The 20910-nt window shown below is 64.4% G+C and carries 18 protein-coding genes; 4 read left to right on the top strand and 14 right to left on the bottom strand.

Going from position 1 to position 20910, the window contains the following annotated elements; all coding sequences use genetic code 11:
* Positions 1-21: 21 nt before the first annotated feature.
* The 6 genes from lpxK to ASE71_RS14850 all read right to left on the bottom strand — a co-directional run bounded on the left by lpxK (position 22) and on the right by ASE71_RS14850 (position 5953).
* Positions 22-1062, bottom strand: coding sequence for a tetraacyldisaccharide 4'-kinase (gene lpxK / locus ASE71_RS14875; RefSeq protein WP_060516413.1), 1041 nt, complete (start codon positions 1060-1062; stop codon positions 22-24).
* Between the two features lie 213 nt (positions 1063-1275).
* Entirely contained in the window at positions 1276-1980 is a 705-nt protein-coding gene (locus ASE71_RS14870; RefSeq protein ID WP_060516415.1) for an HAD family hydrolase, read from the bottom strand.
* 24 nt (positions 1981-2004) lie between these two features.
* Positions 2005-3318 (bottom strand): lipid IV(A) 3-deoxy-D-manno-octulosonic acid transferase, encoded by a 1314-nt coding sequence (gene waaA, locus ASE71_RS14865; RefSeq protein ID WP_060516417.1) that lies wholly within the window; start codon positions 3316-3318, stop codon positions 2005-2007.
* A 91-nt stretch (positions 3319-3409) separates the two neighbouring features.
* Complete coding sequence (locus ASE71_RS14860; protein WP_043620984.1) at positions 3410-3646, bottom strand: DUF4170 domain-containing protein; 237 nt, start codon at positions 3644-3646, stop codon at positions 3410-3412.
* A gap of 60 nt (positions 3647-3706) precedes the next feature.
* On the bottom strand, positions 3707-4522 hold the full coding sequence (locus ASE71_RS14855) for a 3'(2'),5'-bisphosphate nucleotidase CysQ (protein WP_034800994.1): 816 nt from the start codon (positions 4520-4522) through the stop codon (positions 3707-3709).
* 84 nt (positions 4523-4606) lie between these two features.
* The gene (locus tag ASE71_RS14850) at positions 4607-5953 is read right to left on the bottom strand and encodes a TldD/PmbA family protein (RefSeq protein ID WP_060516567.1); all 1347 of its coding nucleotides are present in this window, start codon (positions 5951-5953) and stop codon (positions 4607-4609) included.
* A 147-nt stretch (positions 5954-6100) separates the two neighbouring features.
* Here ASE71_RS14850 and ASE71_RS14845 point away from each other — a divergent pair, with 147 nt between their 5' ends.
* The gene (locus ASE71_RS14845; RefSeq protein ID WP_034800989.1) at positions 6101-7936 is read left to right on the top strand and encodes a monovalent cation:proton antiporter-2 (CPA2) family protein; all 1836 of its coding nucleotides are present in this window, start codon (positions 6101-6103) and stop codon (positions 7934-7936) included.
* A 71-nt stretch (positions 7937-8007) separates the two neighbouring features.
* Here ASE71_RS14845 and ASE71_RS14840 read toward each other — a convergent pair whose 3' ends face one another.
* From ASE71_RS14840 to ASE71_RS14830, 3 genes are all read right to left on the bottom strand, one after another.
* Positions 8008-8889: a patatin-like phospholipase family protein gene (locus ASE71_RS14840; RefSeq protein ID WP_060516420.1), complete on the bottom strand. Its 882-nt coding sequence runs from the start codon at positions 8887-8889 to the stop codon at positions 8008-8010.
* Between the two features lie 83 nt (positions 8890-8972).
* Positions 8973-9533 carry a 16S rRNA (guanine(966)-N(2))-methyltransferase RsmD gene (gene rsmD / locus ASE71_RS14835; protein ID WP_060516422.1) on the bottom strand — a complete coding sequence of 187 codons (561 nt, stop codon included), beginning with the start codon at positions 9531-9533 and terminating at the stop codon, positions 8973-8975.
* A 6-nt stretch (positions 9534-9539) separates the two neighbouring features.
* On the bottom strand, positions 9540-11615 hold the full coding sequence (locus ASE71_RS14830) for a pseudouridine synthase (RefSeq protein WP_034800981.1): 2076 nt from the start codon (positions 11613-11615) through the stop codon (positions 9540-9542).
* 73 nt (positions 11616-11688) lie between these two features.
* On the opposite strand from ASE71_RS14830, the gene ASE71_RS14825 reads away from it, so the two are divergent.
* On the top strand, positions 11689-12138 hold the full coding sequence (locus ASE71_RS14825; protein ID WP_060516423.1) for a nucleoside deaminase: 450 nt from the start codon (positions 11689-11691) through the stop codon (positions 12136-12138).
* A gap of 15 nt (positions 12139-12153) precedes the next feature.
* Here the strand turns inward: ASE71_RS14825 and ASE71_RS14820 are convergent, their stop codons facing one another.
* The 5 genes from ASE71_RS14820 to ASE71_RS14800 form a co-directional block, all read right to left on the bottom strand.
* Positions 12154-12633, bottom strand: coding sequence for a GNAT family N-acetyltransferase (locus ASE71_RS14820; RefSeq protein WP_060516425.1), 480 nt, complete (start codon positions 12631-12633; stop codon positions 12154-12156).
* A gap of 115 nt (positions 12634-12748) precedes the next feature.
* Entirely contained in the window at positions 12749-13369 is a 621-nt protein-coding gene (locus ASE71_RS14815) for a hypothetical protein (protein ID WP_060516427.1), read from the bottom strand.
* Between the two features lie 127 nt (positions 13370-13496).
* The gene (gene ileS / locus ASE71_RS14810) at positions 13497-16406 is read right to left on the bottom strand and encodes an isoleucine--tRNA ligase (protein ID WP_060516569.1); all 2910 of its coding nucleotides are present in this window, start codon (positions 16404-16406) and stop codon (positions 13497-13499) included.
* 244 nt (positions 16407-16650) lie between these two features.
* Positions 16651-17637, bottom strand: a complete 987-nt coding sequence (locus ASE71_RS14805) for a bifunctional riboflavin kinase/FAD synthetase (RefSeq protein WP_034800973.1) — start codon at positions 17635-17637, stop codon at positions 16651-16653.
* A 13-nt stretch (positions 17638-17650) separates the two neighbouring features.
* Positions 17651-18499: a TIGR01459 family HAD-type hydrolase gene (locus ASE71_RS14800; protein ID WP_034800971.1), complete on the bottom strand. Its 849-nt coding sequence runs from the start codon at positions 18497-18499 to the stop codon at positions 17651-17653.
* 433 nt (positions 18500-18932) lie between these two features.
* Between ASE71_RS14800 and groES the strand changes: the two genes are divergently transcribed.
* Both groES and groL read left to right on the top strand, forming a co-directional pair.
* Positions 18933-19229 carry a co-chaperone GroES gene (gene groES / locus ASE71_RS14795; protein ID WP_004675403.1) on the top strand — a complete coding sequence of 99 codons (297 nt, stop codon included), beginning with the start codon at positions 18933-18935 and terminating at the stop codon, positions 19227-19229.
* 62 nt (positions 19230-19291) lie between these two features.
* The coding region (groL, locus tag ASE71_RS14790) for a chaperonin GroEL (protein WP_060634954.1) at positions 19292-20910 on the top strand (1619 nt) is incomplete at its 3' end.

The following is a 20910-nucleotide window of genomic DNA, read 5'->3' as shown; positions in this document are numbered from 1 at the left end:
GCCACGACCCACAGGGCGCCGTTACTTAGCCGCGCCTTCGCGCAGCTTGCGGGCACGCGCCGCGGCAAGCGCCGTCTCGATGATCTTTTTCGGCGCCATCGGGTCGTCGAAGCGCACATCGATCTCGATCACCCTGCTCGCTGCGGCAAGTTCGGCGGCGCGGCCGTGGCCGGGCTCCAGGCGCACCAGATCCTTGGCGGTGGTAACGAGCTGGCAGCCGAGCGCTGCAGCCTGGTCGAGCAGATCGGCGATTTCGTCCTCGGAGAAATGGTGGTGGTCGGGAAAACTGCGGGTTTCCTCGATGACGGCGCCCGTCTCCCGAACGGTGCGGTAAAACTTCTCCGGATCGGCAATGCCCGCCCAGGCAAGCACCTTGACGCCATTTAGCGATCCGTCGTCGCGGCTTATGACGTCGGCTTCGTAGATCTGCTTGCCGGCGCGGGCGGCGCGACGGATCAAGGCGTCGGCCTCGGTGCCGTCACCGATCTTGAGCAGGGCCGTGGCGTGGCGGAGCTGGTTCGACAGTGGCGCCCGCACCGGGCCCGCCGGCACCAGATAGCCGTTGCCGATGCCGCGGCGAGAATCGATCACCAAAAGCGCGAAGTCGAAGGCCAGCCGCGCGCTCTGGAAACCGTCGTCCATGATGATGATGTCGACGCCTTCCTTCACCAGCCGACGAGCCCCATCGACGCGGCGGCGGCAGACGACGGTCAAGGCCTCCTTCGCCAGAAGCAACGGTTCGTCGCCGACGTCGCGGGCGCGATGATGTTCCAGATCGACGACGGTCGTCACGTCGAGCGAGCCGCCATAACCGCGGCTGAGGAATCCGGGCTTCAGCCCGTTTTCGCGGATGACGCGCGCAAGCGCGATGGAGGTCGGCGTCTTGCCGGCGCCGCCGACGGTGAAATTGCCGATGCAGATGACCGGGACCGGCACCGAGGCGCGCTGCGCGCGATCCATGCGCATGCCGGCAATCCGTCCGTAAACCCATGAGAACGGCCACAACGCGCGCGCACGCCAATCCGCCTTGGTCCACCAGAATGGCGGCGCTTCCGATACCATCTTTGTTCCGTGGCCTCCCGGCCGCTCAGGTCCTTCCGTTTCCGGGAGGGACGGTTTGTTCGCCGGTCGAAACCGGCGGATTGCGACAAAAAACGTCAGAACGGGAAAAAACGCAAGCTATGGAGACCGATACGGCCACGGCAGGGGCGCTGAACCGGGCCGATCACGATGCAAAACTGAAGGCAATCGCGGCAAGCGCTGCCGCAACTCGATCTAGAGGACAGCTTCGAGTTCGGTGATATCCGAGAGGCAATGGTCGGAAGCCGCTGCAAGCGACTGGCGCGAGCCGGTACCCGTCAGGACGGCGACCGTCATGCCGACGCCGGCGCTACGGCCCATGTGCATGTCGTGATTGTTGTCACCGACGACGACCACCTGCCGCGGCTCAAGGCCGGTCGCAGCACAAAAGCCAAGCACCATGCCCGGCTCCGGCTTGACGCCGTAGCCGCTGTCATAGCCCGCGACATAGTGTAGGTAATCCTCGAAGCCGAAGCGCTTTGCCGTTTCGCGGATCGAACGCTCGTTGTCGCTCGAGGCGACACCGAGGCGGTAACCTTTGGCGTGCAGCCCGGCGAAGAAGGCGCCGAGATCGGTCACCGGCACCGCATATTCCGCCGAGCGCGCAAACAGGCCGTCAAACAGGTTCGTCAGTTCGGCAATCGTGAAGGGCGCGCCCGCGCCGACGAAGCCGGTCGCGATCTCGACAGTGTTGCCGGCGGCAAGCAGGCTGTCGGGCAGCACGTGGCCGGTGTCGGCGTCCATGCCACCGGCTGCAAGCAGCGTGCGGGCCAGAGCCTCATCACCCTTTGCCGCGATCCGCGCCAGTTCGTAGTTCACCGGTACCCAGCTCTTTGCGTAGTCGAGCAGGGTTCCATCCTTGTCGAACAGGATGCCGGCTATGGCTTTGGCTGCTGTCATGACGAGGCTTCGTCTCCTGCTGGATCAGTTGTCGGTCGGCGGGTTGAGACGCGCCTTGACGACGAGCGGATTGATATAGGGCTCAAGTCCCTTCATCGTCGCCGACAGGGCACCGCGCATCTCTTGCACGGTTTCGAGGCCGGCATCGATCATCGAGCGACGCATGTCGTCGTTGGCGAGCAGATAGTTGACGCCCTTGGCCAGCATCTCGACGTCGCGCACGATCTTGGCGCTGCCGTTCTTGGCCAGCGTCTGATAGGTCTCGCGAAAGTTCTGGACGTTGCCGCCTGAAAGTATGGCGCAGCCGAGCATCGCCGGCTCCAGCGGGTTCTGACCACCCTCGGCAAACAGCGACCGGCCGACGAAGGCGACCTCGGTCAGGCGAAGATAGAGGCCCATTTCGCCGATCGTGTCGCCGAGGAAGATATCGACGTCGGGCGTCAGCGGATCGCGGCGCGTGCGCCGGGCGACCTTCAGCCCCTTGGCCGTCAGCGCCGCCTCGATGGCGTCGCTGCGATCGGGATGACGCGGAACGATGATCGTCAGAAGGCCGGTTCGCTCCTTGAGCGCACGGTGCACGACACCGGCGGCCGCCTCCTCGCCGTCGAAGGTCGAGATCGCCGCCCAGGTCTTGCGGGCGCCGATCTGCTGGCGATACTCCTTCAGCGCCTGCGGATCGTGTGGCGGTGCGTCGGTGTCGACCTTGAGATTGCCCGACACCATGACCGGCAGCGCACCGAGCGTGCGGAAGCGCTCCGCATCGACATCGGACTGGGCAATGACGAGCGCGAGATTCTCGAACAGCGCGTCGGCGAGCGCCGGTCGGCGCTTCCAGCGCGCGAAGGTCCGGTCGGACATGCGCCCGTTGACCAGAACCTGCGGGATATGGCGGCGGCCGAGTTCCAGGATGGTCATCGGCCAGATCTCGGATTCGGCGATGATCGCCAGATCCGGCTCCCAGTAGTTGAGAAACCGGCTGACGGCCGGCTTGAAATCGAGCGGGACATACTGGTGGATCACCGTCGACCCCAGGCGCTCGGCCACGACACGCGCCGAGGTCATCGTCCCGGTCGTCAGCACGACGTGGATGCCGCGCCGCCTGATTTCCTTGATCATCGGGATCACGGCGTTGGTTTCGCCGACGCTTGCTGCGTGGAACCAGACGAGAGGGCCTTGCGGCCGCGGCTCGCTGGCATGGCCGTAGCGCTCACGGCGGCGCGCCGGATCCTCCTTGCCCTTCGCCGCGCGAATGGCAAGGTAGGACCAGACGAGGGGATAGATGGCCGAGCCGATCCAGCGGTAGCTGGACAGCGCCAGGCGCGCGCGAAAGCTGCTCATGACAGGCCACCTTCCCCGGCCGTTCCGGCCCGGAGAGACTTAAGGGCGACTGGCATGCGGGTAAACACCGCGCATCCCGACCTCATCGGCATCAGCCGTTTTCCGGGTCGAGCAGACGGTGCATGTGGACGATGAAGTAACGCATGTGAGCGTTGTCGACGGTCATCTGCGCCTTGGATTTCCAGGCAGTCAGGGCGCTGTCGTAGTCCGGGTAGATGCCGACGATATCGAGCTTGTCCAGGTCGCGGAAATGTACGTCAGTCAGCGTGGTGAGTTCGCCGCCGAAGACGAGGTGCAGACGTTGTTTTTTCTCGGTGTCGTGAGCCATCGGACTTCCATTTATTCTTGTTGGGTGTGGGCGTTGATTTGAGGCATTCAGCCTCAAAGGTCAATGGGGCTCCATGGACCGCGATGCGGCGATCAGGCCCGGCAAGAGCGGCTTTGCCGCCGCGCAGAGAACCCCGTGAACGACAGTGGATCGATTGTAAGAGAGCGGCTGCGCATCGAGATCGGCCAGCGCGCCGCCGGCGCTCGCTAGAATGAGATCTGCTGCAGCCAGGTCCCAGTCGTGGGAGTTCTTCTTCACCAGCGTGCCGTCGATCCGCCCGTCGGCAACCATGGCCAGCCGATAGGCAAGCGACGGCACATGCGGGATACGGGTAACGGCGCTGCGATAGGGCGCCGGAAGCTTGCCGATCGTGTCCTCGGCAGCCGCCAGATGCAGTGTTTCCCCGGGTTTTGCCTCGCGCACCGAGATTTGGGCACCGTTTTTCAGCGCACTGCCGCCTGCGACCGCCTCGAAGAGTTCATCGAGCGCCGGGGCATAGAGCACGCCGGCAACGGGCTGGCCGCGATGCACGACGGCGACGCTGACGCACCAGAGTTCCTTGCCGGCGATGAAAGCCCGCGTGCCGTCGATCGGATCGACGACGAAGACCGTTTCGCGCGACAGCCGGCTCAGATCGTCGTCCGTCTCCTCCGACAGCCAGCCGTAATCGGGCCGGGCCGCAAGCAAGCGCGTCTTCAGCACATCGTTTGCGGCGAGATCCGCCTCGCTTACCGGCGAGCGGCCTTCGTTCTTCCAGCGGACGTCGGGCGCCTTGCGGAAATAGCCGAGCGCGGTTTCGCCGGCGACAACCGCCGCGGCACGGATCACGTCGAGATCCGGCTTCCAGTCCGCGCCCGGTGGTGCTGTGTCAGACATTCAAAACCCCGTCAGCCCGCCTCTCCCTTGTCCGGAAGGCGGGATCGGCGCGGGCTTCCCGCGCCTGCTTTTCCAGCGGCCTTGTCAGAGGCCGGCGAGCGTCATGCCCTCGATGGCGAGCGTCGGCGCCGCGACGCCGAACTTGCGGTCGATGTCGTCTGCCGGCGTCAGCGCCATGAACATGTCTTTGAGATTGGACGCGATCGTGACTTCAGAGACGGCAAAGGTCAGCTCGCCGTTCTCGATCCAGAAGCCGGAGGCGCCGCGGCTGTATTCGCCGGTCACCATGTTGACGCCCTGGCCGATCAGCTCGGTGACGTAGAAGCCGGTGCCAACCCCACGGATGAGATCGTCCCGCGAGATCGATCCCGGCTCGAGCGCCAGATTGGTCGAGGACGGATTGACCGTCGGACCGCCGCGCACGCCGCGACCGTTGGTCTGAAGCCCGAGTTCGAGCGCTGCCGATGTGGACAGGAACCAGTGGTTCAGCACACCATCTTCGACCATCGCCAGTTTCTCGCCGCTGACCCCTTCGCCGTCAAAGGGACGCGAAGAGGAGCCACGCACGATCAGCGGGTCGTCGGTCACGGAAAGACCCGACTTCAGGATCTGCTTGCCCATCATGTCGCGCAGGAAACTCGTCTTGCGGGCGACAGCCGCGCCATTGATGGCGCCGGCCAGATGGCCGACGAAGCCGCGGGCTATGCGTGGATCGAAGACGACGGTGACATTCTTGGCGGTCGGCACCTGGCGCGGATTGATGCGGGCGACCGCGCGCTCGCCGGCAAGGCGGCCGATTTCGTCGGCGTCGCGCAGGTCGGCAAAGAAGAGGCGGCTATCATAATCGTAGTCGCGCTCCATCTTGGTGCCCTCGCCGGCAATCGCGCTGACGGAGCGGCCAAAGCGGGTGGCCATGTAGGAGCCGGAAAAGCCATGCGAGGTTACGAGTACCAGTCCGCCCATGCCGGCCGATGCGCCAGCGCCGCTGGAATTGGTAACACCCGAGACCGCAAGTGCCGCCTCTTCGGCGGCAAGCGCCGCCTCGGTCAGGGTTTCAGTGGAAACCGCCGTGGCGTCGAAAAGGTCGAGGTCCGGATAGGACTTCGCCAGCCGGTCGGCGTCCGCCAACGCGGCGAAGGGATCCTCCGGCGAAGCCTTGGCCATGGCAACCGCGCGCTCGGCGAGCAGCTTCAGGTCAAAACCCGGATTGGCCGAAACGCTGGCGACACGCCGTCCGACAAAAACACGGAGCGAAAAGTCGTCGCTTTCGGAGGCTTCCGTCGCTTCGACCTTGCCGAGGCGGACGGCGACGGAGCGGGAGCGCCCGCGCACCACCACCGCGTCCGCCGCATCGGCGCCGGCCTTGCGGGCGAGGTCCACGAGTTCGGATGCACGTTTTTCGAGGTCGGCAGAATCGATCGTGTCTGACATGGTGTGGCCTTTCATTCCTGCCCCATTTATTGTGCGGCGAAGCAGGCATCAAGGGCATCGACCCGATTCCCGCTCAAACACCGCAAATGAAGCGCTCTCGAAAGCTCCGCTTGGGGGCCGGGTTCAGCAACAGTGAAAGCCTGAGGCATGGCAACGACACCGATCATCTATTCCCAGGCCCTGATGCTGCTCGGTGGCGCAGTGATCGCCGCTCCCATCTTCAAGCGGCTCGGGCTCGGCACGATCCTCGGCTACCTTTCGGCCGGCGTGCTGATCGGACCTGTCGCCCAAAGCATCACCGAAGGCGAGCAGATCCTGCACGTCTCGGAACTCGGCGTCGTCTTCCTGCTCTTCATCATCGGGCTCGAACTCAAGCCTTCGCGCCTCTGGCAGATGCGGCGCGACATCTTCGGCCTCGGCACGGCGCAGGTGCTGCTGACAGGCATCCTGCTCTCCTACGCCATCTATGCCCTCGGCCTCCTCGATCATGGCGGCAGCATCATCGCCGGCTTCGGACTGTCCCTCTCGTCGACGGCATTCGCCATGCAGATTCTCGACGAGGGCAACGACCGCAACACGCGCTACGGGCAGCGCGCCTTCTCGATCCTGCTGCTGCAGGATCTCGCGATCGTGCCGCTTCTGGCGCTGATCCCGCTGCTGGCGGCACAGGCGCCCGAGGACACCACGCCACCGCTCGAGGATTTCGCCATCGCCACCACTGCGATCGTCGTGCTCTTCGCTGCCGGGCGCTACCTGGTGAATCCGCTGTTCCAGCTCATCGCTCGCACCGGCGCACGCGATGTCATGATCGCCGCCGCACTGCTTGTGGTCATGGGGGCGGCGACCATGATGCAGCTCGCCGGATTGTCGATGGCCATGGGTGCCTTCCTTGCAGGCGTGTTGCTGGCCGAGTCCTCCTACCGCCATGAACTCGAGGCGGATATCGAGCCGTTTCGCGGTATCCTGCAGGCGCTGTTTTTCATGGCGGTCGGCCTGTCGCTAGAGCTCGGCGTCATCGTCGAGCGCTACCAGCTGATCATCATCGCCGTGCCGCTGCTGATGGCACTGAAGAGCCTGGTTCTCTATTGGCTCTGCCGCTTCACCGGATCACATCACAATGACGCCGTGCGCATCAGCCTGCTCTTGCCGCAGGGCGGCGAGTTCGGCTTCGTGCTGTTCACGGCGGCGGCAAGCGCCGGCGTCTTCTCGGACGGCAACGCCTCGCTGCTGGTCGCGATCGTGACCCTGTCGATGGCGCTGACGCCCCTTGCCTCCATGCTCGCGCCGAAATTGATGCGCGAGCAGGACGAGATGGACGAAGAGATCGAAGAAGACTTCGATGGCGCCAATGCCGATGTGCTGATGATCGGCTTCTCCCGCTTCGGCCAGATCGCCGCCCAGATCCTGCTTGCCGGCGGTCGCGATGTGACGATCATCGATCATTCCGCCGCGCGCGTGCGCCAGGCCGCGACCTTCGGCTTCCGGATCTATTTCGGCGACGGCAACCGCCTCGACGTGCTGCGCGCCGCCGGAATCGAACGGGCCAAGATCGTCGCCGTCTGCACCCAGAAGAAGGAAACGACCGACCACATCATCGACCTCGTGCAATCCGAATATCCGAATGCCCGCATCTACGCCCGCTCCTACGATCGTCTGCACACGCTGGAACTGCGCGCCAAGGGTGTCGACTACGAACTGCGCGAGACCTTCGAGTCCGGCCTGCTCTTCGGCCGCAAGACACTGGAGGCACTGGGGGTCGGCGACGACGAGGCGATCGCGATCATGGACGACATCCGCAAGCGCGACGAGGCGCGCCTCGTGCTACAGGAGGCCGAGGGCATCACCGCCGGCCGCGACATGCTGCACTCGCGGCCTGTGCGTCCGGAGCCGCTGGTCAAGCCGAAGCGCGAGGTCGACCATTCGCAAGAGACTGGCGAACGGATCCTCCCGGGCCTTCCCGCGGACGAGCGCGAAAGCGCCTAACCGCTCACGCTGCGACGGCACGCGCCGTCATTGCCAAGGTTGTTCAGGCCCCAAGCTTCAAACACCAAGGTTCAGGTGAGCCTTGGCGCTGTCATCCGCTCTTCGAGGGCGCGCTTCAGTTCGTCCTTGATCGCAGCCGTTGCGTTCAGCACGTCCTGGGCGCGCAGGAAATCCATCACGCGGTAGCGGCCGACATCGGGACGCAACAGGATGTCCGGCGCCCCCTCCTTCAGCTTCATGGCGATGATCGACTGCATCATCAGCTGGCTCGCGCCGAACAGGCTGTCGATCCGGCTCGGGATCGCCTTGCCGTCGCCATCCGGCCCGCCGACGACATCGACCGCAATGACGATATCGGCAAGGCCGCGCAGGTGATCGAAGGGAATGGGATTGTAGATGCCGCCGTCGATCATGACCCGCCCGTCGATCCGGACCGGCGTGAAGATCGCCGGCAGCGCCGCAGACGCAGCCAGGGCCTTGCGGAGGTCGCCCTTCTCGCAGATCTTCTCCGTCTGACCGTAATAGTCGGTGGCGACTACCTTCAGCGGGATTTCGAGGTCGGAGAATTTTTGCGGGATGGCCTCGGGCAGGAAGGCCTTGAGCACCCGCTCGACATTGAACTGGCCGAAACGGAAGCCGCTCGCCATCGCTTCGGAAAGACTCGACGGCCGCAATTGCCACAGGCGGTTGACCACTTCGCGCCGGTGGCCGACGGTGGAAAGCGTATGGGCCCGGATCTCTTCGCCGCGCAAACCCGCCGCCATGCCCGCGCCCATGATCGCGCCGATCGACGAGCCCGCGATCGCGACCGGCCGAATGCCGAGTTCATCCAGCGCCTCGATGGCATGGATATGCGCAAGACCGCGGGCGCCGCCACCGCCAAGCGCCAGCGCGACGGTGGGCCGCGCCGGGGCTTCCGCCGATCCATGCGTCATCGAAAGATCCTGCTTCATCGGCATGCCTCCGCGCTGGGCGGGTTGAGAAAATGGCGTCATCCGGCTGAGCCTATCCCGGCAACTCAACCGAAATTACGGCATCAGGCTCCGCGAAACCGATAGAAATGCATGCGCGTGTCGCCGAACACCCTGACGTCGAGGTTTTCGAAGACGGCGACCGGCGCCGGCTGGACATCTGCCCGCTCTTCGAGGATCACCAGGGCGCCGGGCACCAGCCAGTTGCCGATGGCAGCCGACTCCAAGGCCTTTTCGCCCAGCCCCTTGGCATAGGGCGGGTCGGCGAAGACGAGATGAAACGGCTCCATCGTACCGACGCCGCCAAGGCTGGTGGCGTCGCGCCGGAAGACCTTGGCCCGGCCCTGCAGGCCGAGCGTCTCGACGTTGGTCTGGATCAGGCCCCTGCCCTCGACGCCCTGCTCGACAAAGAGCGCATGCCGGCACCCGCGCGACAGCGCCTCGAAGCCGACGGCGCCGGTGCCCGCGAAAAGGTCGAGCACACGCGTGCCGTCGAGCGCGTTCGGATAGGAATGGCTCAAAATGTTGAACAGGCTTTCGCGCGTCCGGTCCGTGGTCGGCCGGATATCGTTGGACTTGGGGGTCGCCAGGCTGCGACCCCGAAACTCTCCGCCGACGATCCGCACGACCGCTTAGTTTCCTCTGCCGCGCGGCTTGCCGCCGCCAGCCGGGCGCCCGCCGCCGGAGCGACCAGGACCGCCGGGGCGTCCACCGCCGGGCTTGCCGCCACCAGGCTTACCGCCGCGCGGACCGCCGGAGCGTTCACCGAAGGATTTTCCGCCCGAGGGCTTGCCGCCGAACGACTTGCCGCGAGGCTTGTCGCCAAACGGACGGTCGCCACCTTCGCGACGCGGCGGACGGTCACCGTCAGCGCGTGGAGCCCGCGGCTTGTCGAACCGGCGATCACCGCCGTCGCTGCGAGCTGGACGGTCACTGAACGAACGCTCACCGCCTTCGCGACGCTGCGGACGATCACCGTCGGCGCGTGGCGCCCTCGGCTTGTCGGAATAGCTGCGCGGTCCGCCTTCAGAACGGGGACGGTCGCCGCCGTCACGGCGCGCAGGACGGTCACCGTGATCGCGCGACCTGCGGTCACCCGCGTCGCCCGACTTGCGTCGGCCAAAGCCGCCATCGCGGCCCTCGTCCTTGCCGCGACGGGCAGGCTCGCTGGCGCTGATCCATTCGCCCTCGTCGTCGCGACGCTTGACCGGCGCGGCAGACGCCGGACGATCGGCGCGGTCGAAGTCTCTGTGCGGGCCACCCTTGCGGTCCGGGTCGAACTTGCCGGTCGTCTTCGTCGCCAGACCATCCTTGTTGCGGCCGTAGCGCTTGGACTTCGGCGCGCTTTCCGGACGCTCGCGACGGGCGGACTTCTCGGTGGCATCGCCATCAACGGACTTCGGCTTCTTTTCGGCGAGCGGGCGGGCGCCCGGCGCCATCCAGACATTGGCCGTGCGGGCGCGCTGAGCCGGCGCGCGCTTCGGCCGATCCTCGAACTTGGCGTCGCGGTCTTCGCGCGGGCCACCCTTGCCGCGGGCACCATCCTTGCCACGACCACCACCGTCGCGGCGGTCGTCACGACGGGTGTCCAGACGAGAAAGGGCACGCTCGCGCTTGTCCTCCGGCTTTTCCCAGCGGTTGTTGCGCTCCGGCCTGCGCGTGTCGGCGGCGTCGTCTTCAGCCTCACCGGCAACGGTCGCCGCCTGATCATTGTAAAGCGGCGCGTCGAAGTTCGCCTTGGCGTCCTCGATCAGGCGCGGTCCCAATTGGTCGCGCAGCGTGCGTCCGCGAATTTCCTGGACGTGTCCCTCCGGCAGTTCGCCGAGCTGGAACGGGCCGTAGGAGATGCGGATCAGGCGGTTGACGTCGAGGCCGAGCGCGCCGAGCACGTTCTTGATTTCGCGGTTCTTGCCTTCGCGAAGCCCCATCGTGATCCAGACGTTCGAGCCCTGGACGCGGTCGAGCGTCGCTTCGATGGCGCCGTACAGCACGCCGTCGACGGCGATGCCGTCCTTCAGCTTGTCGAGCGCTTCCTGATCGATCTCGCCATGGGCGCGCACGCGGTAACGGCGCAGCCAGCCGGTCGACGGCAGTTCGAGCACGCGGGCAAGGCCGCCGTCATTGGTGAGGAGCAGCAGGCCCTCGGTGTTGATGTCGAGGCGGCCGATCGACAGAACCCGCGGCAGCTCGTCCGGCAGGTTCTCGAATACGGTCGGACGGCCCTCCGGGTCGGCATTGGTGGTCACCAGACCGGCCGGCTTGTGATAGAGCCAGAGGCGCGTGCGCTCGATACCGCGGATCGGCTGGCCATCGACCTCGATCGCATCGGCGAGCGTCGCGTTGACCACGGGCGTGTCGAGGATGACACCGTTGAGCCTGATGCGGCCTTCCATGATCATGCGCTCGACGTCGCGACGCGAGGCAACGCCGGCGCGCGCCAGGATCTTCGAGATGCGCTGCGGCTCGTCGGCGGCCGCTGCAGCCGCTGCCGGGCGCTCCCGGGCCGGACGCGAAGCGCCGGCCTTGGGATCAGACGTCTTTGCGTCGAAGCTCCTGCCGGGGCCCTTGGCACCGAAAGACTTCGGGCCGGAAGCCTTGGCTCCTGCAGCCTTTTTCGGCGCAGCGCCCTTCTTGTCGGCGAAATGCGGTTTCTTGTCCCGGCCAGCGGACTTGCCGCCAGGCCGCGTGGGCTTGTCTTTGGATGTCATTTGTGTTGCCTGCCTTTTGCGGCTGTCCTATCAGGTCGCGGCCCGTGGGTTAAGAGAAATTATTGTTTGAGCGATGGCTGAGACGACACGCTTCATGGATGCGGCCCTTGAAGAGGCCCGCAAGGCTGCCGAACGCGGCGAAGTGCCGATCGGCGCCGTGGTGGTTTTCGACGGCCGCATCATCTCGCGCGCCGGCAATCGCACCCGCGAGCTCAACGACGTGACCGCCCATGCGGAGATCGTCGCCATCCGCGAGGCTGCCGCCGTTCTCGAGGACGAAAGGCTGACCGGCGCCGATCTCTACGTCACGCTCGAACCCTGCACCATGTGCGCGGCGGCGATTTCATTCGCCCGCATCCGTCGCCTCTATTACGGCGCAGACGACCCGAAGGGCGGCGCGGTCGACAGCGGTGTGCGCTTCTTCGGCTCGCCCACCTGCCACCATGCGCCCGATGTCTATTCGGGCATCGCCGAGCGGGAAGCCGCCGATATCCTCAGGGATTTCTTTGCCGGCAAGCGGTGAGACCCCTTAACGTCTTCAGTCGGCGGCGAAGCTCTCGAGCGCGACACCCGAAAGGCGGTAGCGCGTCCACTCGGACATCGGCTCTGCGCCGACCGATTCGTAGACGCGGATCGCCGGTTCGTTCCAGTCGAGCACACTCCATTCGAAGCGCCCGCAGCCTTCCTCGACGGCAATCTTTGCCAGATGCTTCAGGAGCATCTTGCCGGCGCCGGAGCCGCGGCAATCCGGGGTGACGTAAAGATCCTCGAGGTAAAGACCCTTGCGCGCCTGCCAGGTGGAATAGTTGTAGAACCACATGGCAAAACCAGCCGGCTTGCCATCCTTCTCGCAGATCACCGCGCGGGTGATCGCACCGGGACCGAAGAGCGAGGCCTGCAGCATCTCGACCGTCGCCTCGACGGCGTCGGGCTCCTTCTCGTAGATGGCAAGTTCGGTGATGAAGCGCAGAATGGTTTCGGCGTCTTCCGGGCGGGCGTCGCGAATGCTGATGGTCATGGCTCAGGCGCTTCTCAAGCAGTTCCAGCAGCCAAGCAAACGCGCTTTCGACCGGAACTGCATAGATCCAAGGGAGAGAGGCATTTCGCCGTTCAAGGGAACGGCGAGAACGGGTTTAGAAGGGCCAATACCACTTGGAGCCGGTATTCTTGATCTGCGCCTCCTTCTTGCGGCGGCGCTCCTTGTCCTTCTCCGGCTCGCCGAGATCGGTCTCGGTACCCTCGGGCAGGCGGCGGTAATCGAGCGGCGGATCGCTCAGGAAGCGGCGCTTGTCGGAATAGGCGCCCATCTCGATCTTGCGCCCTTCACGATAGGCCTCCTGCTGCTCCTTTGCAGAGAGCCGGCGACCGTTGGCGCTTGCCTTGGCAAGCGGCGAGACATAGTTCGGGTTGTTCTTGTTGGCGTCGGCCTCTTCACGCAGGCGGTTGCGCACCTCTTCCGGAGACTCGACCCATTCCGGGTTCCCCTCGCGGCTGGCGAGCGACTTCTGCGGCTCGACGAGCGAGGCCTGCTGGGCCGACGGCGGCAGGACGAGACCCGGACGCGGCTGGTACTTGACCGGATCCCGCTTCGGCGGGCCGAAGCTTGCGACGCTGCCGAGGTCGTCCATGAGCTGTTCGCCGGCGGTCTTGTCCGTGCCGTAGGTCGGGCCGCCGATGCAGCCCGTAAGCACCAGGCCGCTCGTCAAAATGGCGGCCACGCTGGCAAACACTCGCAACTCTCGCGTCATTTCCATGAGATTCCTTCCAGCCGGCCACCAGTCAGCGCGGCCACTCAAGCGCCCATGGCGGAGAAATCCGCCAAATTTCGGGCAGGTTTTACCGGATGAACGCAAGGAGTGCAATTCATCCGGTAACAATGCGTTAAGCCTTGAAACCAAGCTCGCGCAAGGCAGCGGCATCCCGGGCGGACACGTCCGGGTAGAGTGCGTCAGAACCGACATCGGTCGTGATCCGCCAGGAGCGAGCGCATTTCTGGCCTTCGGCAAGCTTCGGCACGACGCTGACCTTGGCCACGTCAGCCAGCCGGAACGCGTCGGCCGGACCTTCGGTGGTCTCGACAGTGATCCCCGAGGTGATGCAGATCTCGGCGAAGTCCTGGCCTTCCAGCGCCTTCAACAGCTCCGGATCGGCGACGTGGACGACCGGTGCGGCTTCCAGCGACGAGCCGATGCGCTTGTCCTTGCGTTCGATCTCGAGCGCGCCGGTGACGACGGTGCGGACCGCACGGATCTTCTCCCACTTGGCTTCGAGCGCATCGTTCTTCCATTCCGCCGGGATCGCCGGGAACTGTTCGAGGTGCACCGAGACCGCATCGGGCTTGCGCGACAGCCAGGCCTCTTCGGTCGTAAACGGCAGCATCGGCGCCAGCCACAGCACGAGGCAATCGAAGAGCTTGCGGATGACGGCGAGTGCCGCACGGCGGCGCAGGCTCGACGGCGCGTCGCAGTAGAGCGCATCCTTGCGAACGTCGAAATAGAAGGCCGAGAGCTCGACGTTCGAGAAATCGATCAGCGAACGGGCGATCTTCTTGAAGTCGAAGGCGTCGTAGCCTTCGCGCACGACCTGGTCGAGTTCGGCCAGGCGATGCAGCATCAGCTTTTCGAGTTCCGGCATCTCGGCATAGGCAATGTCCTCGCCCTTGTCGTGGGCGAGCGTGCCGAGCATCCAGCGGATCGTGTTGCGCAGTTTGCGATAGGCGTCGATGTTTGTCTGGATGATCGTCTTGCCGAGGCGCTGATCTTCCCAATAATCCGTCGTCATCACCCACAGGCGCAGGATGTCGGCGCCGGCATCCTTCATCACCTCTTGCGGGGTGACGGTGTTGCCCTTGGACTTCGACATCTTCTCGCCCTTCTCATCCATGGTGAAACCATGGGTGACAACGGCGTTGTAGGGTGCGCGGCCGCGCGTGGCGCAGGCTTCGAGCAGCGAGGAATGGAACCAGCCGCGATGCTGGTCCGAACCTTCGAGATAGACGTCGGCCGGCCACTTCAGGTCCGGACGGTCTTCGAGCGTGAAGGTATGGGTCGAACCGCTGTCGAACCACACGTCGAGGATGTCCATGACCTGATGCCACTTGGCATGATCGTGGTCGTTGCCGAGGAAGCGATCCTTGGCGCCTTCGGTGAACCAGGCATCGGCACCTTCCTGTTCGAAAGCGTCGAGGATGCGAGCGTTGACGGCCTCGTCGATCAGGATCTCGCCCTGATCGTCGGCAAAGATCGCGATCGGCACGCCCCAGGCGCGCTGACGCGAGAGCACCCAGTCCGGACGTCCCTCGATCATGGCACGCAGGCGGTTCTGGCCGGCGCCCGGAACGAAACGGGTGTCGTCGATGGCGGACAGCGCGCGCGAACGCAGGGTCGTGCCATCACCAAAGGCCTTGTCCATGTAGACGAACCATTGCGGCGTGTTGCGGAAGATCACCGGCTTCTTCGAGCGCCAGGAATGCGGATAGGAATGCTTGAGGCGACCGCGAGCGAAGAGCGCGTGACGGGCGATCAGCGCCTTGATGACGCGATCGTTGGCGTCGCCCTTCTTGCCCTTGTCGTCGATGACGCGGCCGGCGCCACCTTCGGCGTCCGGGCCGAAACCATGGGCGTCAGCGGTGAAGTAGCCGGCGTCGTCGACCGTGAACGGGATCGCCGAGGAGATGCCGCGGGCTTCGAGCGCGCGGGCATTGTCCATCCAGGCATCAAAGTCCTCGCGGCCGTGGCTCGGGGCCGTGTGCACGAAGCCGGTGCCGGCATCGTCGGTCACGTGGTCGCCGTCGAGCAGCGGCACCTTGAAGGCGTAGCCGCCGCCCAGACCGTGCAGCGGATGGGCGCAGGTCACGGACGACAGTTCATCGGCCTCGAGGTCGCGAACGAAGTTGAAGGTGAGCTTCGCCTTGGCGGCAGACTCATCGGCCAGGCGCTTGGCAAAGATCAGCTTCTCGCCCGGCTGGGGGCCGAAATCGTTCTCGGCGGTCGCCACTTCGTAGAGGCCATAGGCATAACGCGACGAGTAGGCGATGGCGCGGTTGCCGGGGATGGTCCAGGGCGTGGTCGTCCAGATCACAACGAAGGTGCCGGCAAGGCTGTCGGGACCTTCGGTGACCGGGAACTTCACCCAGATCATGTCGCTTTCGACATCGGCGTATTCGACTTCGGCTTCGGCAAGCGCCGTACGCTCGACAACCGACCACATGACAGGCTTCGAGCCGCGATAGAGCTGGCCGAGCTTGGCGATCTTCATCAGCTCACCGGCGATGCGCGCTTCGGCGTGGAAGTTCATCGTCGTGTAGGGATTGTCGAAGTCGCCCTCGATGCCGAGACGCTTGAACTCCTCGGCCTGGACCTGGATCCAGCCGGCGGCGAAATCGCGGCATTCCCGACGGAACTCGTTGACCGGAACCTCGTCCTTGTTCTGGCCCTTCTCGCGGTACTTCTCCTCGATCTTCCACTCGATCGGCAGACCGTGGCAGTCCCAGCCGGGCACGTAGTTGGCGTCGAAACCGCGCATCTGGAACGAGCGGTTGATGACGTCCTTGAGGATCTTGTTCAGCGCGTGGCCGATGTGGATGTTGCCGTTAGCATAGGGCGGGCCGTCGTGCAGCACGAACTTGTCGCGGCCGGCAGCCGATGCGCGCAGCTTCTTGTAGAGGCCCATCTTCTGCCAGCGGGCCACCGTTTCCGGCTCCTTCTGCGGCAGGCCCGCGCGCATCGGAAATTCCGTCTGCGGCAGATAGAGGGTCGAGGAGTAGTCGATCTTTTCAGCGGTGTCGGTCATGGTTTTTGCAATCGCTTCTTCGCGCGAACGGCCGCGCATACGAAATGGGCTCGGTATCGAGAGATGACTGGGGCGTCGGAAACGCCGAAATCCCGGACCTTCCGGCTGATCAAAGCACGCGGAAGGCCGGGCCAATAATTCGCTGATCGATGATCAATCGACGGTGCCGGGTCATGGTGGCCGGTTGTTTAAGGCGTTTTCGGCCTTTTGAAAAGGTCCGCCGCCGCGCGAAGACCGAAATCTTTTATCGGGCGAAGTTGAGCTTGCGGTCGATGTCACCGAGTGGCGTGACGCCGGAAAGCAGCGCGCGGGCCTCGGCCTCGTCCTGCCGGATCTGCGCCACCAGCGGATCGAGGCCATCGAATTTCAATTCGTCGCGCAGGTGACCGAAGAAAGTCACGGCGCAGACTTCGCCATAGAGATCGCCGGAGAAGTCGAAGACGAAGGTCTCGAGCAGCGGTTCGCCGTCGCTGTCGACCGTCGGCCGGCGCCCGAAACTGGCGACCCCGTCGTAAAGCGAGCCGTCGGGACGACGGAAGCGCACGGCGTAGATGCCGGGTCGGAGTTCCACCTCGGGTGCAAGCCGCATGTTGGCGGTGGGAAAACCGAGTTCGCGACCGAGCTTCTTGCCGCCGATCACCTCGGCTTCGACGAGATAACGGTAGCCGAGCATGCCCGCGGCCTGGGCGACATCGCCTTCGCCGAGCAGCGCACGGACATAGCTCGACGAGATGACGGATGCATTTTCATCACGGAAGGCATCGACCAGCGTCACACCAAACCCGTTGTCGCCGCCTGCCGCCATCAGAAAGGCAGGCCCGCCTTCGCGGCCCTTGCCGAAATGAAAGTCGAAACCGGTCACCACATGCGAGGCATGCAGCCATTCAAGCAGGATGCGGTGGATGAAATCCGAGGCGGAAAGCTGAGAGAAGGTACGGTCGAAGGGATATTCGATGACGGCGCCGAAGCCCATGCCTTCGAGGATGCGCGCCTTCAGCGGCGCCGGCGTCAACCGGAAGACTGGAGTGTCCGGGCGAAAAACGGTTCGCGGATGCGGCTCGAAAGTCAGGACCAGCGCGGGCACGCCGCGCGACTTGGCCTCCTCCAGCGCCCGGTTAAGGACCGACTGGTGGCCGCGGTGAACGCCATCGAAATTGCCGATGGCGACGACACCGCCGCGCAAGTGCTCCGGAAGCGGATCACGGGTCTCGTTGCGATGAAAAACCGTCATCTCCGTCTTCCCGTCAGGCGAGCCGTGGCATCCAGTATTTCGGCGAGGCGCCCTCCTTCTTGAGGAAGGCGGCAAGCTTCGCCTCGTCGGTCCGGCTTTCGTTCATGTATTCCTGGGCGTGGATACCGGCGCTGATATAGAGCAGATCCAGGCCCGCGTCCTGCGCGCCCTTGACGTCCGTCGGCATGCCGTCGCCAACGGCGATGACACGGGTCAGGTCAATCGCTCCGCGCGCGGCCTTCGCCTCGCCCAGGGCGGCGCGATAGATCGCGATATAGGGTTTGCCGGCGATGCGCGCCTCGCCACCCAGCTCTTCGTAAAGCTTGGCAATCGCACCGGCGCAGGGGATCAGCCGGTGACCACGCTCGACGACGAGATCCGGGTTGGCGCAGATGAACGGGATCTTGCGCTTGGCAAGGCCCGTCAGGGTCGCGCGGTAATGCTCGGGCGTTTCGGTCTCGTCGTCGTAGAAGCCGGCGCAGACGACCGTCTCGGCATCTTCCGAGGAAACGATCTGCGTCCCCAGACCCTCGAGCAGGGGCAGGTCGCGCTCGGCGCCGATGAAGAAGATCTTCTTGTCGGCGGCAGCGATCAGCGCCCGGGTCACGTCGCCCGAAGTGACGATCCGGTCATAGGCTTCGTCGGGCACGCCGAGACTGCGGATCTGCACCTTCACCATCGGGCTCGGGCGCGGCGAATTGGTGATGAGCACGACGGTCAGTCCGGCGGCGCGCGCCTCGGCCAATGCTTCACAGGCGGACGCGAAAGCCTGCACGCCGTTGTGAAGCACGCCCCAGACGTCACATAAAACGACATCGTAGCGCTTGGCGATTTCGCGAAAACTGTTGATCCTTGCGGCCATCCTGGCTTCCTGCAAACACGGTTTCCGGCTTGCATGGCAAGGAAGGCAGGAGATTACAAGTCTCGTCTCCCGAAAAAGGCGCACCCTCCCAAGGATTCCGGCGGTGTCGAGAACCAGGAAAAATGCACTGCAGATGCGGCCCGCCGCGCAGAAGCACATTGTCGTGGTTATCAACCGTCAAAATCCCGCCCATGCCACTCATCGACGCGATCGCCCACATTTCGCCAAGAATGGGGCTAGGCTGCCTGTGCCCGCGCCTGCTGCGCCCGTCCGGGGCACCTGCCGTCAGCAAAAAATCTAGGCGCCGATCCTTGACTCACCCCATACCCAAGCTTATCTCGGCATCGCTAGCACTCGATAAATGAGAGTGCTAACACCCATCCATCGGGTCGATCAGCGATCCGTAATGTCATTTGATCGAGGGATTAGACTAATGGCAAGCACCAACTTCCGCCCGCTGCACGACCGCGTCGTCGTTCGCCGCGTTGAGTCTGAAGAGAAGACCAAGGGCGGCATCATCATTCCGGACACCGCCAAGGAAAAGCCGCAGGAAGGCGAAATCGTCGCCGTCGGTTCGGGCGCCCGTGACGAAAGCGGCAAGGTCGTTGCCCTCGACGTCAAGGCTGGCGACCGCGTTCTGTTCGGCAAGTGGTCGGGCACCGAAGTCAAGATCAACGGCGAAGACCTTCTGATCATGAAGGAAGCCGACATCATGGGCATCATCGGCTGATCAGCCGGCGTCCACCCCTTTTTATGACAACCAATGGGCAATGAGCCCGGGAGTTTTCTCTAATGGCTGCAAAAGAAATCAAGTTCGGCCGCACCGCGCGCGAAAAGATGCTGCGTGGCGTCGACATCCTCGCTGACGCCGTAAAGGTCACGCTCGGCCCGAAGGGTCGTAACGTCATCATCGACAAGTCCTTCGGCGCTCCGCGCATCACCAAGGACGGCGTATCGGTCGCCAAGGAAATCGAACTCGAAGACAAGTTCGAAAACATGGGCGCCCAGATGGTCCGCGAAGTTGCTTCGAAGACCAACGACATCGCCGGCGACGGCACCACGACTGCAACCGTTCTTGCCCAGGCGATCGTTCGCGAAGGCGCAAAGGCTGTTGCTGCCGGCATGAACCCGATGGACCTGAAGCGTGGTATCGACCTCGCTGTCACCGAAGTCGTCAAGGATCTCCAGGCCAAGGCCAAGAAGATCAACACTTCGGAAGAAGTTGCACAGGTCGGCACGATCTCGGCCAACGGCGAGCGTCAGATCGGCCTCGACATCGCTGAAGCGATGCAGAAGGTCGGCAACGAAGGCGTCATCACGGTTGAAGAAGCCAAGACCGCCGAAACGGAACTCGAAGTCGTCGAAGGCATGCAGTTCGACCGCGGCTACCTGTCGCCCTACTTCGTCACCAACCCGGAAAAGATGGTCGCTGACCTCGACGACGTCTTCGTTCTCCTTCACGAGAAGAAGCTCTCGAACCTCCAGGCCATGCTCCCGGTTCTCGAAGCTGTCGTTCAGACCGGCAAGCCGCTCCTCATCATCGCTGAAGACGTCGAAGGCGAAGCTCTTGCAACGCTCGTCGTCAACAAGCTGCGTGGCGGCCTGAAGATCGCTGCCGTCAAGGCTCCGGGCTTCGGCGATCGCCGCAAGGCCATGCTCGAAGACATCGCCATCCTGACGGGCGGCACCGTGATCTCCGAAGACCTCGGCATCAAGCTCGAAAACGTCACGCTCGACATGCTCGGCCGTGCGAAGAAGGTTTCGATCTCCAAGGAAAACACGACGATCGTCGACGGCGCCGGCCAGAAGGCCGACATCGAAGGCCGCGTTGCCCAGATCAAGGCCCAGATCGAAGACACCACCTCCGACTACGACCGCGAGAAGCTGCAGGAACGTCTTGCCAAGCTCGCTGGCGGCGTTGCCGTGATCCGCGTTGGCGGCTCGACGGAAGTCGAAGTGAAGGAAAAGAAGGACCGCATCGACGACGCTCTCAACGCGACGCGCGCTGCTGTTCAGGAAGGCATCGTACCGGGCGGCGGCGTTGCCCTGCTGCGTTCTTCCGTCAAGATCACCGTCAAGGGTGCAAACGACGACCAGGAAGCCGGCATCAACATCGTTCGTCGCGCTCTGCAGGCTCCGGCCCGCCAGATCGCTGAGAACGCTGGTGACGAAGCCTCCATCGTTGTCGGCAAGATCCTCGACAAGGACCAGGACAACTTCGGCTACAACGCCCAGACCGGCGAATACGGCGACATGATCTCGATGGGCATCATCGACCCGGTCAAGGTCGTTCGCACCGCCCTTCAGGACGCTGCTTCGGTTGCCGGCCTCCTCGTTACGACGGAAGCCATGATCGCCGAACTGCCGAAGAAGGACGCCCCGGCTGGCATGCCTGGCGGCATGGGCGGCAT

Origin of the sequence: Ensifer sp. Root954 (assembly GCF_001429005.1) — a bacterium.
Lineage (GTDB): Bacteria > Pseudomonadota > Alphaproteobacteria > Rhizobiales > Rhizobiaceae > Ensifer > Ensifer adhaerens.
This window is presented reverse-complemented; position numbering and strand designations above follow the sequence as displayed.

Bases quoted from the DNA above. Each gene is read 5' to 3' on its own strand.
- ASE71_RS14860 (WP_043620984.1), bottom strand. From the start codon at position 3,646: ATGGCTCACGACACCGAGAAAAAACAACGTCTGCACCTCGTCTTCGGC.
- ASE71_RS14855 (WP_034800994.1), bottom strand. From the start codon at position 4,522: ATGTCTGACACAGCACCACCGGGCGCGGACTGGAAGCCGGATCTCGAC.
- groES (WP_004675403.1), top strand. From the start codon at position 18,933: ATGGCAAGCACCAACTTCCGCCCGCTGCACGACCGCGTCGTCGTTCGC.
- ASE71_RS14845 (WP_034800989.1), top strand. From the start codon at position 6,101: ATGGCAACGACACCGATCATCTATTCCCAGGCCCTGATGCTGCTCGGT.
- ASE71_RS14850 (WP_060516567.1), bottom strand. From the start codon at position 5,953: ATGTCAGACACGATCGATTCTGCCGACCTCGAAAAACGTGCATCCGAA.
- ASE71_RS14840 (WP_060516420.1), bottom strand. From the start codon at position 8,889: ATGAAGCAGGATCTTTCGATGACGCATGGATCGGCGGAAGCCCCGGCG.
- ASE71_RS14805 (WP_034800973.1), bottom strand. From the start codon at position 17,637: ATGACGGTTTTTCATCGCAACGAGACCCGTGATCCGCTTCCGGAGCAC.
- ileS (WP_060516569.1), bottom strand. From the start codon at position 16,406: ATGACCGACACCGCTGAAAAGATCGACTACTCCTCGACCCTCTATCTG.
- waaA (WP_060516417.1), bottom strand. From the start codon at position 3,318: ATGAGCAGCTTTCGCGCGCGCCTGGCGCTGTCCAGCTACCGCTGGATC.
- ASE71_RS14800 (WP_034800971.1), bottom strand. From the start codon at position 18,499: ATGGCCGCAAGGATCAACAGTTTTCGCGAAATCGCCAAGCGCTACGAT.
- ASE71_RS14815 (WP_060516427.1), bottom strand. From the start codon at position 13,369: ATGGAAATGACGCGAGAGTTGCGAGTGTTTGCCAGCGTGGCCGCCATT.
- ASE71_RS14870 (WP_060516415.1), bottom strand. From the start codon at position 1,980: ATGACAGCAGCCAAAGCCATAGCCGGCATCCTGTTCGACAAGGATGGA.
- lpxK (WP_060516413.1), bottom strand. From the start codon at position 1,062: ATGGTATCGGAAGCGCCGCCATTCTGGTGGACCAAGGCGGATTGGCGT.
- ASE71_RS14820 (WP_060516425.1), bottom strand. From the start codon at position 12,633: ATGACCATCAGCATTCGCGACGCCCGCCCGGAAGACGCCGAAACCATT.
- ASE71_RS14830 (WP_034800981.1), bottom strand. From the start codon at position 11,615: ATGACATCCAAAGACAAGCCCACGCGGCCTGGCGGCAAGTCCGCTGGC.
- ASE71_RS14825 (WP_060516423.1), top strand. From the start codon at position 11,689: ATGGCTGAGACGACACGCTTCATGGATGCGGCCCTTGAAGAGGCCCGC.